Genomic DNA, 17,587 nt, shown 5'->3' with positions numbered 1-17,587 from the left:
GGCCAGGAGCAGGCGACGGGGCGGCTCGCGCTGGTGCTGGCATTGACTCGCTGCGCCCCGTTGCTGCTGTCGCATGCGATGATGAGCCGGGGCGTGACGTTGGAGCAACTGGAGGAGCGCATCCTGCTCATCGCCGAGGTGACGGCCCGCTCACGCCAGCAGCGCCGAGAGCGCGAACGACGGAAGCGTGAGGCTTCTCTCGGGAGCGGCGGCTAAACCGGAAGCGGATGCCGCGTATCCTGGTTCGGACAAAGCCAGTTGAACTATTTCTGGTGATAGTGGTTCATGGGTAGTTCTGCGAAGAGTTGCCTGGACTTGTAGATGGTCTCCAAGGCGTTCGTAGGCGAATGCGATCTCGTCCTGTGTCTCGCTCAAGAGACTGTTGTCGTTGCTGACAGGCGCAGGCACTCGCATGAGTAAGTGATTCTCCAGTAGCCTCTTTAGTATGGAATCTGCATCTATCCCGATTGTGGAGATTAAGGCCGAAGCCTCCGTTAGTGAAATGCTTCTGCGTGACCGGCGCGCTAGTTCGGCGGCGAGTGACTCCATTGTGCGGGTAATTGCATTGTGTACGAGTGATTCTGTTGCGGTCTGCCAATCGCGATCGTGCTGCTCAAGTATTGTGCGGAAGATAGTTCGAAAGCCTGACCAGCCGGTAGGCAGGCGCCTCAGGTTGCGCGCTCGTAGAGCTTCGCAGGTAAGCTTGAGAAATAGCGGGTTCGAGAACTCCGAATCGAAGAGGGGCCCGATTGGAGGTTCGAGCTTGTAATGCGTGAAAAATGATTGGCAAGCGTTGAATTCGTATCCCGCGAATCCTGGATGGTTGAAGCTAGGGATTTTTAGTGAATGGCTGATTATTTTTGTTGCGTAGTCAGATCGGCATGTGATGCAGAGGCGTAGATTTTGTCGTTTGTTGATGTTTTGAATTAAGGCGCCTAGTTCTGAGCGCCAGAACGTGCGAGGCTGGGATTCGTTTATTGCGTCGATGAAGATGATCAGTGGACGCCCGGTCGCTTCGGCTGCTGTTTCCAATGCGTCAAAAAGCGCATCCTCAGACCAGTTTCCTCCGAGGCCAAGTTGTAGGCGTATTTGATCCCAGAGCATTCCAGAGCGAAATCGATCTCCGAATAGTAAAATTGAGAAGAAGTTGGAGTCGCTACGCGTAGCTGCGACGTCGCAAAGACTGTGGGTCTTGCCAATCCCGGCTGCTCCGGTTATGAGAAGCAGATTTTCTGAATTTGCTTTAACTTCGACTGAGTCCAGCCATTGGGTGAAAGCTAATAGTGTGTTGCTGAGTTCCTGTAGTGAGTCGTAGTGCTGTGCGGGGAATCTGGCTTGGTATTCTGCCTGAAACTGGCGAAATCGCTTCGATTGCGATGCTCCATCACCATGAGTGGCATCAAGCGCGGTTCTTAAGCCGTCTTGTAGTGGTAGTTGCGCAGCGCGCGCTTCAGAAGTGAAACGGCGTAGTTCCTCCCAGCGAGGGCTGCGAAGTTCAGCGGAGCACTCCACAATAATTTGGTCAATTTTGCGCTGAAGCAATCTGCCTGAGGGCAGCAATGTTTCTGGGAACTCCGGCAATGCTGTGGCTGATGCTAGGGCTAGTGACTGTTCCCAACTCTCTCGGCGATTGTTTAGGGCAATTCGCCATTCGGAAAGCCGCAGGTCCCATCGTGGCGTTGATCCTAGCGCATCAAGGATGGGAGATAGAGCGTGCTTAACTGTGAGCTTCGGCGTGTAGCGCGGCTCGGCAAACTTCAGTGCATTGGAAATGTGCTGTTTAAACCATGCTGGTGTTAATGCTGTATTCTCAAACCAAAAGAGACGACGGCCGCCGTTTGTATCGATATTGATTAGTCGGTCTGTGAGTTCTGAGGCTGGCCAGAATGTGATCGTAACTTTTCGGCCCTGCTTTTCTGCTGTTGACTCCCAGGTTGATTTGTATTTCTCTAGTTTTTCTTGCTGACTTTTTCCTTTTCCTGGTGCTGCCGAGGGTTGAAAAGGGAAGCAAATGTAGTAGTGAGTAAGATTTGGATGGCCCTTCAGGGCCGATTCGAACGATTCGTTAACTTGAGATTTGAGTGCGTCAAGATCGAAAACGAATTTGGCCTGCCATCCCCATTTGGTGCCATCCGGCAGATGCCAAATACATTCGACTCCTAAGTCGGCGCCATGACCATTTCGCTGATACACGCTCCCATTGGGGATGTCGGCGTGGCGCGCCAGTTGTGAGCAGAATTCCTCAAACGCTGCGGTTTGTGCGCCACCATGTGGAGAAATGCGTGAGAAATCGGCGGGCGGATTGTTAGGCATGGAGTTCTCGGCGGAGGAGACCTGGATGCTTCAAAGTTAGAGTGGTGCGCATGTGATGAAAATTGGATGATAGATGTCATTGTGTTGGTTCAACGACCACTCCTTGGTTGCGCAACCGCACGACGGTAAACACCTAGTGTCTGCTGTGCGCATTCGCTCCATATGAAGCGGCTAGCCCTCTCTCGGCCAAGCTTTATCAATTGGCGACGCATTTCGTCGTCTCTCAAAACTCGTAGAGCTGCCTCGCGCCATGAATTTGAGTCGAACGGAGAGAGTCGAATTGCTGCGTTGCCCACAACTTCTGGCAATGCCGTCGTGTCCGCCGCGATGACAGGGCACCCGGACGCCATGGCCTCCAGTGCAGGCAACCCAAATCCCTCGTACTTCGACGGCAGGAGCAGCGCAGTGGCGGCCCCGTAGAACAGTGGCATCTCCGACTCAGGCAGTTGCTCCAGGTCGATGACGTTCTCGTGCAGCCCCACTTCGTGCGCCACCGCGCCCTTGCCCGCGAGCAGCACCAGGGGCACCGGCAGTTCCGGCGCGAACTTGCCCAGCATCGCCAGGTTCTTGAACGGTTTCGCGTTGCCCACGACCGCGATGTACCGCTCCGGCAGTTCATGCCGCTCCCGGAACGCCTTCGCTTCGCTCGCCGTGGGCGGCTGGAACCGCTCATCCACCCCGTTGTGGATCACCTGGAACCGGTACGGCGACATCTTCAGGTACTTCCCCAGCTCCTCCCGGGAGAAGTCAGACACGGTGATCAGCGCGGTCGCCAACCGCGCCCGCGGTCCCACCACGGCCTTGTAATAGATGGCCTGCACCGGCGTGTACTGGTCCGCCAGCGCCAGGTGGTTCGCGTCATGCAACGTGGCCACCAACCTTCCCGGCCAGAACAGCGGCAACGAGAACGATGTCGCGTGGAACAGGTCCGGCTTCAGCTTCGTCAGCTCGTACGCCAGCAGCGGCTGCTCTGTCGGGGACAGGTAGCCGGCCCTGGAGCGGTGCAGCGGAATCCTTGGCATCAGCTCGCCCAGGTCGTCCGGCAGGCCCTTCGCCGGCACCAGCGCGGAGAACTCCAGGTCCGGGGCCAGGGCGGGCAGCCGGCGCGCCAGCTCCAGCGCGTACCTCGCGATGCCGTGGAGCTGACCGCGCACCATTCTCAAGTCGAGCAGGACAGAAGGCACGCTCCCTGGCCTACCACACGCTGGCTCGCCCCCGCACCGCCGCGCCAGTGCTAGAAGGCCCTCCCGTGAAGGTCGCCCTCGTCCACGACTGGCTCGTCACCCACCGCGGCGGAGAACGCGTCCTCGACGCCCTCTGCGAGCTGTTCCCCTCCGCGGACCTCTACACCCTCATCCACCAGCCGGGCAGCCAGTCCCCGCGCATCGAGGATCGGCGCATCACCACGTCGTTCCTCCAGCACATCCCCGGCATCCACTCGCGCTACCGGCACTTCCTGCCGCTGTTCCCCCGCGCCATCGAAGCGCTGCGCATCACCGGCGACTACGACCTCGTCCTGTCCTCCAGCCACTGCGTCGCCAAGGGCATCCACGCGCCTGCCGGCGTGCCCCACCTGAGCTACGTCCACGCGCCCATGCGGTACATGTGGGACCTGTTCGACGAGTACTTCGGCCCCGGACGCGCCCGCCTCCCCGTGCGCGCCGCCGCCCTCGCCGTGCGCCCCTACCTCCAGCACTGGGACCGCACCTCCACCCAGCGCGTGGACCGCATCGTCGCCAACTCCCGCCACATCGCCGGGAAGATCCGCCGCTTCTGGGACCGCGACGCCTCCGTCGTCCCGCCTCCCGTGGAGCTCGAGCGCTTCACCCAGGTGCCGCTCGAAGGGGGAGGGCAGGGCGGCTACTTCCTGTGGCTCGGCGCCTTCGCCCCCTACAAGCGCCTGGACGTCGCCCTGGAGGCCTTCCGCACCCTGGACACCCCGCTGTGGGTCGTGGGCACCGGGCAGGAGGCCTCGCGCCTCACCTCCGGGCCGCTCCCGCCCCACATCCGGTTCCTCGGCAACGTGCCGGACAGCGCGCTCCCCGCCCTCTACCGCGACGCCCGCGCGCTCCTCTTCACCCCCGAGGAGGACTTCGGCATCACCCCCCTGGAGGCCCAGGCCACCGGCCGCCCCGTCATCGCCTTCGGCAAGGGCGGCGCCCTGGAGACCGTCACCTCGAAGACGGGCCTCTTCTTCCCGGAGCAGACCCCCGCGTCCCTCGCCGCCGCCGTGCGCCAGTTCGACGCCTGGGAGCCGTCCTTCCGCCCGAAGGACGCCCGCGCCCAGGCCGAGCGCTTCAGCCGCGCCCGCTTCCAGCAGGCCATCCAGGCGGAGGTCGAGGCCCTGCTGCGCCTGCCCCCGTCCTCCCCAGCGGTGTGACAGCGCTGTCCGCGCCGTCCCCAGTTTCCCGAGGCCTGCCTGCCAGGCGTGTCGGAGGGTGTCCGCTGCCCTGCGGTGCAACCCCTTGGTTTCACGGAAAAACCCGTGGTAGGACGCCGCGCCGGGGGAGGCGCCTGGGGGCTTGAGGGCTCCCGGGGCCCAGGGTGCGTGTCTTGCATCCGACGGACGGTCCTCGTCCCCCATCAGGAGTCATCGCGGTGTTCGGTCGCCTGCAGCGCTTCTACACGTCCATCAAGGTCGCCGCCGACGCGGGGATGCTCGCGGTGGCGTTCGTGCTCGCGTACTTCACCCGCTTCAGCGGCGTGTTCCCCATCACCGAGGGCATCCCGCCCCCGGCCGAGACGTTCGTCTCCCTGGTGATGGTGCTGGTCATCTTCCCGATGACGTTCCAGCGGGCGCGGCTGTACGCGACCAACCGCGCGCGCTCGCACATGGGGGAGCTGTTCGAGCTCTTCAAGGCCACCATCACCGCGACGCTCGTGCTGGTGGCGGTGACGTACTTCATCCGCGAGCGCTACTCGCGCCTCACGCTGGCCATCTTCGTCGTCTACGCCTTCACGCTCATCGCGCTGTCGCGCATGGTCATGCGCCACCTGCTCAGCGAGGTGCGCCGGCGCGGCTACAACCTCAAGTCCATCCTCGTCATCGGCGAGGAGGAGCTGGGGCTGCGCACCATCGAGACGGTGGAGAGCCACCGCGAGCTGGGCTTCCGCGTGACGGGCGTCCTGTCGCTGAAGGAGGAGAAGGTCGGCCAGTGGGTGGGCGGCGTGCGCGTGGTGGGGCACGTGGGCGAGGTGGAGGCCTACCTGGATGCCCACCCGGTGGATCAGGTCATCATCGCCGTGCCGCTGGAGGACCAGGCGCGGGTGAAGCCGCTGATGGAGCAACTGGCGCTGCGCACCGTGGACGTCAAGGTGGTGCCGGACCTGTACCAGTACATCACCCTGTACGGCGGCCTGGAGGAGTTCGGCGGCCTGCCCATCATCAGCCTCCAGGGCGACCCCATGGACGGCTGGAGCCGCGTGGCCAAGCGGGTGTTCGACGTGCTCTTCTCGCTGGTGGCCATCGCCGTCAGCGCGCCGCTGATGGTGCTCACCGCGCTGCTGGTGCGCCTCAGCAGCAAGGGCCCCATCCTCTACCGCCAGGAGCGGATGGGCATGGACGGGCGGACCTTCCACATCCTCAAGTTCCGCACCATGCGTGTGGACGCGGAGGCCCAGGGCGCCACCATGGCCAGCGCGGTGGACGCTCGCCGCACGCCGGTGGGGACGTTCTTGCGCAAGTACTCGCTGGATGAGCTGCCCCAGTTCTTCAACGTGCTCCGGGGCGACATGAGCCTCGTGGGCCCGCGCCCGGAGCGGCCCGTCTTCATCGAGGAGTTCAAGCGCCAGATTCCGCGCTACCACCTGCGCCACAAGGTGAAGGCCGGCATCACCGGCTGGGCGCAGATCAACGGACTGCGCGGCCAGACTTCCATCCAGAAGCGCATCGAGTACGACCTGTACTACATCGAGAACTGGTCGCTCCTGATGGACCTGAAGATCCTCCTGCGCACCGCGCTGGGCGGCTTCCTGTCGAAGAACGCGTACTGAGCCGGGCGCCACCGGCCAGGCGAGCAGGACGGGTGCGCAGGTCGTATTCGTGCGCACCCTCTCATTGGCACCGCGAAGCCGTCTAGACTGCGGGCCGACATGGGCGACAAGCTGGGATTGACGCTGGTCCGCAAGGGCCTCCTGACGCAGGCGCAGCTCGACCAGGGCATGAGCGCGCAGCTCGTGCACGGAGGCCGGTTGGGCTCCCGGCTGGTGGAGCTGGGGTTCCTGGACATCGAGACGGTGGGCATGGTGCTGGGGGAGCTGTCCCGGCTGCCCGTCGCGATGGAGGCGGACTTCGACGCCGTCACCGAGGCGACGCTGAAGCTGCTCACGGCGGACCAGGCGGAGAAGCACCAGGCGTTCCCGCTCGCGGTGGAGGGCCGGCGGCTGAAGGTCGCGCTGACCAACCCGCTGGACCTGCAGACCACGGATGCGCTCGGGTTCATCACGGGGATGCGCATCGTCCCGTACGTGGTGCCGGAGCTGCGGCTGTTCCACTACCTGAACCTGCGCTACGGCATCGACCGGCCGACGCGCCCGTTGAAGCCGGCCATTCCGTTGCCCGCGCGCCGCTCGATGTCCGTGGCGGCGGTGGCGCCGGTGTCCATGGCGGCGCCGGTGGTCGTGCCGCCGCCGGCCATGCCGCCTCCGCCCGCGCCCGTGCGCGCGGAGCCGGAGGTCGCGGGGATGTTCGGCGGGCTCGCGCCGGGACAGTTCCTCAGCGATGACTCGGAGGATCAGGAGTCCGACGCGGACATCGCGGACGCGGCCATCGTCGGCGAGGAGCTCCCGGACATCGTGATGGGCGAGCCGGTGCGTGCTCCGCCGGTCATCGAGATGGCCCGGCCTGGGAGTCCACCGGTCGCGCCGCCTCGGCTGGCGCCACAGCCTCCGGGGATGGTGTCCCGGCTGGGGGCGGCGGGCGGGCTTCCGTCCGCGGCTCCCGGGATGCCGGCCGGTGGGCCGGTGGCGATGGCCCCGGGAGTGCCTTCGGCTGCGGGCACGCCGATGGGTGTGGCGGCTGGGGCGGTTCCGCCGGGGGCTGCGCCGGTGGGAATGGCGGCTGGGGCGGTTCCGCCTGGGGCTGCGCCGATGGCTTCGGGAGGGCTTCCTACTGGAGCCGGAATGCCTCCGCGTGCGGCGCCTCCGCCGGGAGCGCAGCCTCCCGGGATGCTCGGGCGAGCTGGTCCCGTGCCTCCTGCGGTTCGGCCTTCTGGGACGGGGATCCCCGCCGTGCAGAAGACTCCGCCTCCGGGCATGCGTCCCGCCGCTCCAGGTGCACCGGCACCGCGACCAGTGGGGCCTCCGGGCGCAGCGATGCCTCCGGGCATGGTTCGGGCCGGGCCTCCACCAGGCGTTCCGGGCATGCCTCCGGGAGCGGCGCCTCGGCCCCCTCCGGGTACGTCCGCTCCGGTGATGATGACTCCAGGCGGCGCGGGGCCTGTTCCTCCGGGACAGCGGCCTCCGACCGCGCCTGGGGTTCCCGGCGTCGGAGCTCCTCCGGGTGCGCGTCCGATGGGACCTCCGGGCGCCGTGCCGCCGAACGCCATGCAGGGACGTCCTGTCGGCGCGGGTGGCCAGCCTCTTCCTCCGGGTGCGCCTCCGCGGCAGGGGCCTCCATCGGGGGCCGTGCCTGCGATTGCCGCTGGCGCACCGGGGGCCGCCATGCCGCCTCCCGGCGCTCCGGTGTCTCGTCCAGTCGCTCCGGGCCCTGTCGCCGTGCCTCCGTCGGGGACCCCGGTCGCGGTGTCCCAGGGCACTACACCTGTGCCGCCCGGAAGCCTGTCGTCCTCGACGGCTCCAGGGATGGCTGGCCTGCCGAATGCTGCCCCCGCGAGCGCGCCGCCCGTAGTGGCGCAAGGTCTGACTGGGGCCGCGAATGCTTCTCAAGGCCCCGTGCCGGCCATCGCGCCTCAAGGTTCGTCTGGGGCCGCGAATGCCTCTCAAGGCACCGTGCCGGCCATCGCGCCTCAAGGCGTGTCTGGGGCCGCGAGTGCCACTGTCGGCCTCGCTCCGGACAACGTGCAATCGGTTGAGGCTTTCCCCGCGGATGCTGTGCTGGCAGGGATTGCCCGGGACGTGGCGGGTGCCTCAACTCCTGTCGTGGACCTGTCTTCCACTGGCTCGCAGTCTCCAGCGGCTCGGCGTCCATCCGGAGTGAGCCGAGCCATCGTCGTGGATGCCCCGGCAGCCAGTGACTCGGTGCCGGACCTCGGAGGCGAGTGGGGGGATGCATTCGCGGATGCCTCTTCCGCGAAGCCGGTGGCGTCGGATGTCGCGGATGCGCCGTTGAAGGCGAAGGCCGACACCACCAGTTCGTCGTTGTCCGAGCTGGTATTGGACGCAGAGCTTTTCGTCGACGCCGACGTCAGTCCGGCTGCCGAGCCGCTCGACGCCGCACCTGCCGCAGCCGCCCCCGAGAAGGCGCCAGAGCCCGCAGCGGTCCTGACCGGGGATGATCTCTCCGACGACGACATCTTCGAAGACGTGGAAGCCGTCTCCGCGGAAACGCCCGTCGCGGACGTCCTCGACGTCGACGACATGATGTCCGCGGAGCCGCACGAGGCCCCAGCCGCCGAAGCCGCGGACGTCCTCGACGTCGACGACGTGATCTCCGCGAAGCCGCATGAGGCCCCGGCTGCCGAAGCCGCGAACGTCCTCGACGTCGACGACGTGATCTCCGCGAAGCCGCATGAGGCCCCGGCCGCCGAAGCCGCGAACGTCCTCGACGTCGACGCCGCGATGTCCGCCGAGCCGCACGAGGCCCCAGCCGCCGAAGCTGCGGACATCCTCGATGTGGAAGACGTGGTTTCCGCTGCGCCGCATGAGGCCCCAGCCCCCGAAGCCGCGGACGTCCTCGATGTCGACGACGTGATGTCCGCGAAACCGCATGAGACCCCGGCCGCCGAAGCCGCGGACATCCTCGATGTGGAAGACGTGGTTTCCGCTGCGCCGCATGAGGCCCCAGCCCCCGAAGCCGCGGACATCCTCGACGTCGAGGACGTGATGTCCGCCGCGTCTCAGGAGCCCCAGCCCATTCCCCAGGCGGAAACTGTCTTGGATGCCGCGCTCGACGCAGCCTCGGTTGGCGCGCGGGAACCCGTCGCCGCCGCTGACGCGCCGAAGGATGGCGGGCTGTTGGATGCGACGGAGCTCAAGGCCGCTCCGGAAGCGCCGGTCGCCATCGAAGCCTCGAAGGCGGAGCCCGTCTCCACGGAGCCTTCACGTGAGGCGGAGGCACCGGAAGCGTCTGTCATTGCCACCCCCGCCGCACCGGACGCCGAAGCAGACGCGCTCGAGTTCAGCCTGGCGGGAGACTCGCCGAAGCCCTCCGCGTCACCGGAAGCCGAGTCCTGGCAGGTCGCCGCCGCACCGAAGTCCGACGCCGTGAGCTCCGCGCCCTCCGAGGAGCACAAGGCCGAAGTCCCCCCGGAGTTCGACGTCGCCCTCGTCTCTCCCTCGGAAGCATCCCCCTCGCCCGAACCCTCGGCCCCGCAGGCGGAAGCCCCCAGCTCCGAGGACCCCGTGGCCCTGCCGAAGCCGCGCCTCGTGGTCGCTCCCCCGGCGCCCGTCCGCGACCGGACGCCCATCTCTCTCGACGACCTGCCCACCTCCACCGAGGAGCCCATGCAGCTCGCCTCCACGTGGGAGTTCGTGGGCTGGCACGGCGGTGGGGAAGGGGAGGGCGCCGTGGGCCACAGCGCGGAGACCACCTGGGCGGACCGCGTCGTGGACCTGGACGTCCCCGCCGCCGCGCCCGCGGTCTCCGAGGACGGCGTGGCCCTGGCCTCCGCGTGGGAGTTCATGCAGCAGCCGTGGCAGCCGCAGGCCGCCGCGCAGGTCGACCCCGCCCAGGCCCTGCTCGCCGCCGCCAGCGCGTCCACCGACACGCCGGTGGACGGTCCTGCCGTCACCGCCGAACAGGTCCTCTCCGCGCTCGACACCGCGGACTCGCAGGGCATGGTCGGCAAGGTGCTGCTGGCCTACAGCGCGGGCCGCTTCCGCCGGGCGTTCCTCCTGGGGGACAGCTTCGGGCTCGCGCGCGTGGGCCGTGCCTGGGGCCCGGGCAGCGACCGTCCGGAGGTCACCGCCCTCAAGGTGGACCTGGACACGCCGTCCCTCTTCACCTCCGCGCTCAACGGCCCCAGCCCCAGCGTCTTCAGCGCCCCGCAGGTCCCCCAGGACGAGGCCATCTTCTCCGCGCTCTGCGGCGAGTCCGAGTCCCACCTGCTCGTCTTCCCGCTGCACTCGCGAGGCCAGCCCGTGGCCTTCTTCGTCGCCGAGCACGGCCCCGCGCCCCTGGAGGTCTCCATGCTGGAGGAGCTGGGCCGCATCGCGGACCGGGCCGTGGAGATCTGCACCCGCCTCCACCGTTTTCCCTGAGGCTCGAAGGGCCCCCTGAAACACGAAGGGCTCCGGAGCCGAAAAGCTCCGGAGCCCTTTTTCACGTCACCTCACGGCCGCGCCTCAACTGCACCCCGTCGTCGTGCCGCAGTTCGTGCACTTGTAGCAGGCGCCGCTGCGCACGGTGATGGCGCCGCACTGGTGGCAGGGCGGGGCGTCCGCCTGGTTCAGGTACGTGCTGCGCGAGTTCATCGCGGACAACTGCAGCGTCCCCACCTGGGCCGGCACCGCCGCCTGCGTCATCGGCTCCGGACGGGCCTCCTCCACCGGCGTCACCTCCACGTCGTCCGCGCAGGGCTCCGTGGGCAGGAACTTCAGCGACAGCCACCGGAAGATGTAGTCCGTGATGGACTTCGCGATGGGGATGGCCGGGTTGCCCGTGAAGCCGCTCGGCTCGTAGCGGGTGTGGCAGAACTTGTCCGCCAGCACCTGGAGCGGCACGCCGTACTGGAGCGCCAGCGACACGCTGGTCGCGAAGCTGTCCATCAGGCCGCTCACCACCGAGCCCTCTTTCGCCATGACGACGAAGAGCTCGCCCGGCTTGCCGTCCTCGTACATGCCCACCGTCAGGTAGCCCTCGTGGCCGCCGATGGAGAACTTGTGCGTGATGGACTGCCGCTCGTCCGGCAGCCGGCGGCGCAGCGCCTTGGGCTCGGGCGTCACGGCGGGGGCGGGCTCCGCCACCACGCGCTTCGCCTCCGGGGCCTTGTCCTGCGACGTGTTGAGCGGCTGCGTGCGCTTGCACCCGTCGCGGTACACGGCGACGGCCTTCAGGCCGCTGCGCCACGCCTCGATGTACGCCTTCTCGATGTCCTCCACCGTGGCGTCGTTCGGCAGGTTCACCGTCTTGGAGATGGCGCCGGAGAGGAACGGCTGCGCCGCGGCCATCATCTCGATGTGGCCCATCCAGTGGATGCTGCGCTGGCCCTTCGACGGCTTGAACGCGCAGTCGAACACCGGCAGGTGCTCCGGCTTCAGGTGCGGAGCGCCCTCGATGGTGTCGTGCTTGTCCAGGTACGCGATGATGTCCTGCGCCTGCGTCTGCGGGTAGCCCAGCTTCTCCAGCGCCAGCGGCACCGTCTGGTTGACGATCTTCAGCATGCCGCCGCCCACCAGCTTCTTGTACTTGATGAGCGCGATGTCCGGCTCGATGCCCGTGGTGTCGCAGTCCATCATGAAGCCGATGGTCCCCGTGGGCGCCAGCACCGTCACCTGGCTGTTGCGGTAGCCGTGCTCCGTGCCGCGCGCCAGCGCGTCGTCCCACGCCTCCTTCTGCGCCGCGTGCAGCTCCTCGCTGACCCCCACCACCGGCAACTGGTACGCCGCCTTGCGGTGCTTGCGGAGGACGCCGAGCATGGGCTCCGCGTTGTTTCCGTAGCCCGCGAACGCGCCCTGCCGCTCCGCGATGCGCGCGCTCATCGCGTACGCCTCGCCGCACATGAGCGACGTGATCGCCCCCGCCAGGTTGCGGCCGGCAGGGGAGTCATACGGCAGGCCGGACGCCATCAGCAGCGCGCCCAGGTTCGCGTAGCCCAGGCCCAGCGGACGGTAGTCGTGGCTGTTCTTCGCGATGCGCTCGGTGGGGTAGCGGCTGAAGCCGACGATGATCTCCTGCGCCAGCAGCACCACGTCCACCGCGTGCTTGAAGGCGGCCACGTCGAAGCCACCCTCCAGCGTGCGGAAGTGCATCAGGTTCAGCGACGCCAGGTTGCAGGCCGAGTCATCCAGGAACATGTACTCGGAGCAGGGGTTGGACGCGTTGATGCGCGCCGTGCCGGAGCACGTGTGCCACGCGTTCACCGTGGTGTCGTACTGGAGGCCCGGGTCGCCGCACAGGTGCGCCGCCTCCGCGATCTCGCGGAACAGCTCACGGGCCTTGTAGGTCTCCATCACCTGGCCGTCGCGCACCGCGCGCGTCTGCCACGGGCCGTCGTTCACCACCGCCTTCATGAAGTCGTCGGTGACGCGCACGGAGTTGTTGGAGTTCTGGAAGAACACCGACCCGTAGGCCTCGCCGTTGAAGGACGGGTCGTAGCCCGCTTCAATCAGCGCCCAGGCCTTCTTCTCCTCGTTCGACTTGCAGCGGATGAACTCGAGGATGTCCGGGTGCTCGGCGTTGAGGATGACCATCTTCGCCGCGCGCCGCGTCTTGCCGCCGCTCTTGATGACGCCCGCGAACGCGTCGAAGCCGCGCATGAACGACACCGGGCCGGACGCCGTGCCGCCGCCTGCCAGCAGCTCCTTGCTGCCGCGGATGGAGGACAGGTTGGAGCCCGTGCCGCTGCCGTACTTGAAGAGCATCCCCTCCGTGCGCGCCAGCCCGAGGATGGACTCCATGTTGTCGTCCACGCTGTTGATGAAGCACGCCGAACACTGCGGGTGCTCCTCCACGCCCACGTTGAACCAGACGGGCGAGTTGAACGCCGCCTTCTGACGCAGCAGCAGGTGCGTCAGCTCCGCGTGGAACGCCTCGCGGTCCACCGCCGAAGCGAAGTAGTGCCCCTGCTCACCCCAGCGGGTGAGGGTGTCCACCACGCGCGCCACCAGCTTGCGCACGCTCGTCTCACGCTCGGGCGTGCCGGGCGTGCCCCGGAAGTACTTCGACGCCACGACGTTCGTCGCCAGCATCGACCAGGACTTCGGGACCTCGATGTCCTTCTGATCGAAGACGACCTTGCCGTCCTCGCCCTTGATGCTCGCGCTGCGGTACTCCCACGCCAGCTCGTCCGCCGGATCCACCCCGGGCGTCGTGAAGAAGCGCTCCACCGTCAGCCCCGTGGAGGCCGTCGCCGCCTTGCCCTTCGCACGGCCACCGCGCCGCGACTCCTTGCCTCCCACCACCGGCTTCCCACTCAGTTCCTTCTCCATGACGCCCGCCTCCAGATTCACTGAGAGTGCTGATGCAAAGTTTGCAAAATCGCCAACGCCGCGAGATCCCAGGGGATCCGATGATCACTTCCAGGCACGGGGACAGCCGCGTTGGGATGGTCCGGGATGGGCAGAAGCCAGCGGGCCCCCCGCTGGAATCCGGGCCCGGGCCTGACTGCCCACCCGCCGGGCGGGCGGATCCATATGATCGCTGGGGGGGTCCGTCAACATCCCCTGCTCCCCTATACCTAGTGTCAGGGCGCCTCTTACACACTTCATTTGGTAGGCATTCCGAGGTGCTCTGATCTGCGTCCAAGGCTGATCTAATAACCCCGGCCCCAGTGGCAACGGCTGCCGTGGCTGGCAATGTATGGCCATGGCCATGCAAAATCGGACAGGAAGGGAAGGGCGCCTGTCCAAGCGCTCGTGATCACTGACGGATGTTTGCTGCCAGTCCGTGCGCCGAGCGTAGGAGGGCTCCAGCGCCCCCGCGACAAAGAGGCCGGGTGGGGCGGGCCTGGACGGTCGCCTGCTGAACGGGGGCATCGATTTCGACGCCCGGCCGCGTTAGGAGGCGAACCATGCCGCCTCCCTTCGAACGCCACGTCTTTGTCTGCACCAACCGCCGTCCGGACGGCCACCCCAAGGGGTGCTGCGCCACCAAGGGAGGCGAGGAGGTGCGGGCCGCCTTCAAGGAGGAGCTCGACAAGCGCGGGCTCAAGCGCAGCATGCGCGCCAACGCGGCGGGCTGTGTGGACACGTGCGCCTTCGGCGTCTCCGTGGTCGTCTACCCGGAGGGCACCTGGTACGGCGGCGTGAAGGTGGAGGACGTGCCCACCATCGTGGAGGAGCACCTGGTGCAGGGCCGCCCCGTGGAGCGGCTGCTGATGCCCTTCAACAAGAAGGCGGAGCGCTGAAGGCGGTCTCCCGCCTCGCGCCCCGCCCTTGGGGAACCGCGTTGAACCCTGGAACTAGTCGCGGCGGTTGCCCAGCAGGCGCAGCAGCGACAGGAACAGGTTGATGAAGTCCAGGTAGAGGGTGAGCGCGCCCACGATGCTCACCGCGGTCGCGCTCTTGAAGCCCGTGCCCGCGTGATAGTCGCGCAGCTTCTGCACGTCATAGGCGGTGAGGCCCGCGAACACGAGCACGCCCGCGCAGGCCGTCACGAACGACACGGCGCTGCTCTTGACGAACATGTTCACCAGGCCGGCGATGACGATGCCGATGAGCCCCATGAAGAGGAACGTGCCCCAACTGCTCAGGTCCTTCTTCGTGACGGTGCCGTAGACGGCCATCGCGCCGTAGGTCGCGGCGGTGATGAAGAACACCTGGCCGATGGAGCCGGCCGTGTAGATGAGGAAGATGACCGACATCGTCACGCCGGTGAGCGCCGCGTAGCCCGCGAACATCACCGCGGCCACCGGGCCGGACAGCCGGGGCGCCAGGATGGACAGGCCGAACACCACGCCGAGCTGCACCAGGAACAGCGCCATCCGGTTCTGCACCGCCATGCGGAGCAGCGTCTCATTGGCCAGCGTCACCATCGCCATCACGCCGGTGAGCGCCAGGCCCGCGAACATCCAGCCGTGCACGCGCGACATGAACGCGCGCTGCGACTCCTGCACCAGGACGTCGTCCACCGAGCCTGCCTGCCCGCCCTGCCAGCCACCTGAAGATTCCCACGCCATGTGTTTCTTTTCCTTTCGGGCCGGGGACCGCTTCAGTCCCAGCCCTTCTCTAACGATGACCCCTGGAGGACGCCTTAAAGGGCCTTCCAGGCCAGCAAAAGCTTCGAAGCGACTTCCGTCGTGATGAGGGGCAGCACGCCACCGCCACCCACGATGTTGACGATCTCCGACATGGACCCACGGCACACCCCGCCCCACGCGGGCTGCTTCGCGAGCCCAACAGACGCATACGCCGAGTAATCCACGAAGAAGGACGTGGGCAGCACCTGGTTCGTGCCGCAGAGCAGGTGCTCCTCCGGCTGCGTGTCCACCACCTCCTGCACCACGAAGCCGCCGCCCTGCGTGTCCGTCGCGGCGCGCTCGCACAGCGCCTCCCACGTCTTGGATTCGCCGTAAGCGCCCTTGACGCGCTCCTCGTAGGGCAGGGTGCCCACGGAGCGGCCGAGGAAGACGGCCTTGCCGCCGTAGTCCCACGCGCGCTTGAGCACGAACCTCGCGGGCTCCCGGGCCACGCGGGCCACGATGTCGTCCACCTTCGCGCCGTCCGGACCCACGCCGGGCCCGTGGCGGAAGGGGCGCGTCCACGGCACCGACTCGCGCACCGCCTCCAGCTCCTCCGGCGCGAGGCCCGCGGTCCGCGCGAGCGCCTCGTCCGTCACCGCCTGCGACAGGAGCGCGAATGTCGTCTTCACCTCCACCTGCGACGCGGGCGGGTTGAGGAACACGGCCTTCCTGCCCGGGACGACGGAGAGGAAGTCCTCCACCCAGGGGGCGGGGTTCTGCTCCAGCCGGCGCACGAAGAGGTGGCGATAGACGAGGTCGTACTTCTTGCCGTTCACCGTGAAGGCGTCGTCGCCGGACACGTCCTCCGGGTGCACGATGTCCGCGTCCGCGCCGAACTCGCGGAAGCGCTCGCACAGCCAGCGCAGCTCCGTGATCTGCGCGTCGTTCTTGCGGCACAGCAGCGCCACCGTGTCCGGCATCTGGCCGTTGCGTTCGGCCGCGTAGCCGTCCAGCAGCGAGCGGTAGAGCGCCAGCGCGTTGTTGCCGTTGAGCGTGAGCAGCGCGGGGATGGCCTTCTCCGGATAGCGCAGGTGCCGCGCCACCACTTCGATGAAGGTGCGCGCCGCGATGTCCGAATAGCCCTGCATGGCCGGGATGGTGGCGTTCACCTCCAGCGCCCAGGGCCGGCCTCCGGACACGAAGTAGTCCACGCGCGTGGTGGCGAGCTTGCGGCTGGCCTCCCAGGTGGCCAGCGCCAGGCGGCGCTCCAGCGGCGACAGCGCGCCCAACAGCAGCTCCGCGTCCGGGCCGCCGAGGATGGCGCGCGTCATCTTCATCGTGGCGGAGGCCAGCTTCGCGGACAGGAGCGAGCGGCGCTTGATCTCCTCCGCGTCCAGGATGACCGGCGTGGCGGTGATGGGGATGGGCTGGGTGCTGCCATCCAGCTTCGTCACCGCGAGGCCGCGCTGGTAGGCGGTCTTCGCCAGCTCCGGTCCGAAATAGTGTGCCTGCCTGCGCAGGACATCCATGAGCTCGTGCACGCGCGGAACCTACGACCCCAGGGGCTCGTGGGTCCACAACCCGCGGGCCCGCCGCGGCGCTCCGTGTCCGCCACCTCGCCCTCCGGCCCGGGGCCAGGGCGTCCCGGCTTGCACCGGGCGGGGAGGTCGCTTAAAACAACTCAGTTGCTTTTCGAGACCGAGTGGACGTGAGCCGCCTCCGACGCCAGCCCAGCACGAGCCGCTCCCTGCCGCGCCTGTTGGCGCTGCCGTGGGTGCTCATGTGCGTGCTGGTGTATGTGGGCAGCGTGCTCCACTTCGCGCTCGTGCAGCACACCACGTGCCTGGAGCACGGGGACGTGATGCACGTGAGCGAGGCGTCGTCCCACGACGGCCCGTTGGAGGAGGAGCTCTCCTTCGACGACGCGCGCGTGGCCCGGGCGCCGGTGTCGAAGGCCACGCCCCACGGTGGTGAGGCCCACTGCCACCACGCCTTCCTGCGCCGCGAGGCACCGCCTCCGGCCGGGGCCGCGCCCGTCATGGCCGCGGTCTCCACGCGCTCCAGCCCGGCGCTGGCGGTGTTCCGCTTCCACGCGGCGCCCGTCGCGCTGTTGAGGCTCGCGCCCAAGTCGTCGCCGCCGCGCGCCTAGTCTCCGCCGCCGTCGCCCGCCGTCCTGGCCCCCCGTGTCTTCGTGGGCCGGGGTGCGCCGTGGTCACCGGAGTCCAGGTCCAGGGTTCGCGCGTCGCCGTTCGCTGAACGGATCCGCCGCGCGCGCATGGAGCCTCCGGCCACGCGCACGGATGCGCGCTTCGTGC

At 67.6% G+C, this 17,587-nt stretch carries 12 protein-coding genes and 1 pseudogene; 7 read left to right on the top strand and 6 right to left on the bottom strand.

What is annotated here, in order from left to right:
• The coding region (locus K8556_RS23430) for a hypothetical protein (RefSeq protein ID WP_223742295.1) at positions 1–216 on the top strand (216 nt) is incomplete at its 5' end.
• Here the strand turns inward: K8556_RS23430 and K8556_RS23425 are convergent.
• Both K8556_RS23425 and K8556_RS23420 read right to left on the bottom strand, forming a co-directional pair.
• Positions 151–2,313, bottom strand: coding sequence for a hypothetical protein (locus K8556_RS23425; protein ID WP_223742294.1), 2,163 nt, complete (start codon positions 2,311–2,313; stop codon positions 151–153). The two genes, K8556_RS23430 and K8556_RS23425, sit on opposite strands and share 66 nt — an antisense overlap.
• A gap of 89 nt (positions 2,314–2,402) precedes the next feature.
• Positions 2,403–3,470 (bottom strand): glycosyltransferase family 1 protein, encoded by a 1,068-nt coding sequence (locus K8556_RS23420; RefSeq protein WP_223742304.1) that lies wholly within the window; start codon positions 3,468–3,470, stop codon positions 2,403–2,405.
• Between the two features lie 92 nt (positions 3,471–3,562).
• Between K8556_RS23420 and K8556_RS23415 the strand changes: the two genes are divergently transcribed.
• The 3 genes and pseudogenes from K8556_RS23415 to K8556_RS39835 all read left to right on the top strand — a co-directional run.
• The gene (locus tag K8556_RS23415; protein WP_223742293.1) at positions 3,563–4,693 is read left to right on the top strand and encodes a glycosyltransferase; all 1,131 of its coding nucleotides are present in this window, start codon (positions 3,563–3,565) and stop codon (positions 4,691–4,693) included.
• 218 nt (positions 4,694–4,911) lie between these two features.
• Positions 4,912–6,306, top strand: coding sequence for an undecaprenyl-phosphate glucose phosphotransferase (locus K8556_RS23410; protein ID WP_223742292.1), 1,395 nt, complete (start codon positions 4,912–4,914; stop codon positions 6,304–6,306).
• 99 nt (positions 6,307–6,405) lie between these two features.
• Positions 6,406–6,774, top strand: a pseudogene (locus K8556_RS39835) (hypothetical protein); the annotation flags it as partial.
• A 47-nt stretch (positions 6,775–6,821) separates the two neighbouring features.
• On the opposite strand, the gene K8556_RS39220 reads toward K8556_RS39835, so the two are convergent.
• Entirely contained in the window at positions 6,822–6,950 is a 129-nt protein-coding gene (locus K8556_RS39220; protein ID WP_255652086.1) for a hypothetical protein, read from the bottom strand.
• Positions 6,951–8,466: 1,516 nt separating this feature from the next.
• Here K8556_RS39220 and K8556_RS23390 point away from each other — a divergent pair.
• On the top strand, positions 8,467–10,692 hold the full coding sequence (locus K8556_RS23390; RefSeq protein WP_223742305.1) for a hypothetical protein: 2,226 nt from the start codon (positions 8,467–8,469) through the stop codon (positions 10,690–10,692).
• A gap of 84 nt (positions 10,693–10,776) precedes the next feature.
• Here the strand turns inward: K8556_RS23390 and K8556_RS23385 are convergent, their stop codons facing one another.
• Positions 10,777–13,581 (bottom strand): vitamin B12-dependent ribonucleotide reductase, encoded by a 2,805-nt coding sequence (locus K8556_RS23385; RefSeq protein WP_223742291.1) that lies wholly within the window; start codon positions 13,579–13,581, stop codon positions 10,777–10,779.
• 581 nt (positions 13,582–14,162) lie between these two features.
• On the opposite strand from K8556_RS23385, the gene K8556_RS23380 reads away from it, so the two are divergent.
• Positions 14,163–14,498, top strand: coding sequence for a ferredoxin (locus K8556_RS23380; protein WP_120530529.1), 336 nt, complete (start codon positions 14,163–14,165; stop codon positions 14,496–14,498).
• Between the two features lie 54 nt (positions 14,499–14,552).
• On the opposite strand, the gene K8556_RS23375 is transcribed toward K8556_RS23380, so the two are convergent.
• Together K8556_RS23375 and K8556_RS23370 are read right to left on the bottom strand one after the other, a co-directional pair.
• Complete coding sequence (locus K8556_RS23375) at positions 14,553–15,269, bottom strand: Bax inhibitor-1/YccA family protein (protein ID WP_223742290.1); 717 nt, start codon at positions 15,267–15,269, stop codon at positions 14,553–14,555.
• Positions 15,270–15,343: 74 nt separating this feature from the next.
• Complete coding sequence (locus tag K8556_RS23370; RefSeq protein ID WP_255652084.1) at positions 15,344–16,801, bottom strand: hypothetical protein; 1,458 nt, start codon at positions 16,799–16,801, stop codon at positions 15,344–15,346.
• A 179-nt stretch (positions 16,802–16,980) separates the two neighbouring features.
• On the opposite strand from K8556_RS23370, the gene K8556_RS23365 reads away from it, so the two are divergent.
• Entirely contained in the window at positions 16,981–17,421 is a 441-nt protein-coding gene (locus tag K8556_RS23365) for a hypothetical protein (RefSeq protein WP_370639958.1), read from the top strand.
• Positions 17,422–17,587: the final 166 nt, after the last annotated feature.

The organism is Corallococcus sp. AS-1-12 (genome assembly GCF_020036995.1).
Classification (GTDB): Bacteria; Myxococcota; Myxococcia; order Myxococcales; family Myxococcaceae; genus Corallococcus.
This window is presented reverse-complemented; position numbering and strand designations above follow the sequence as displayed.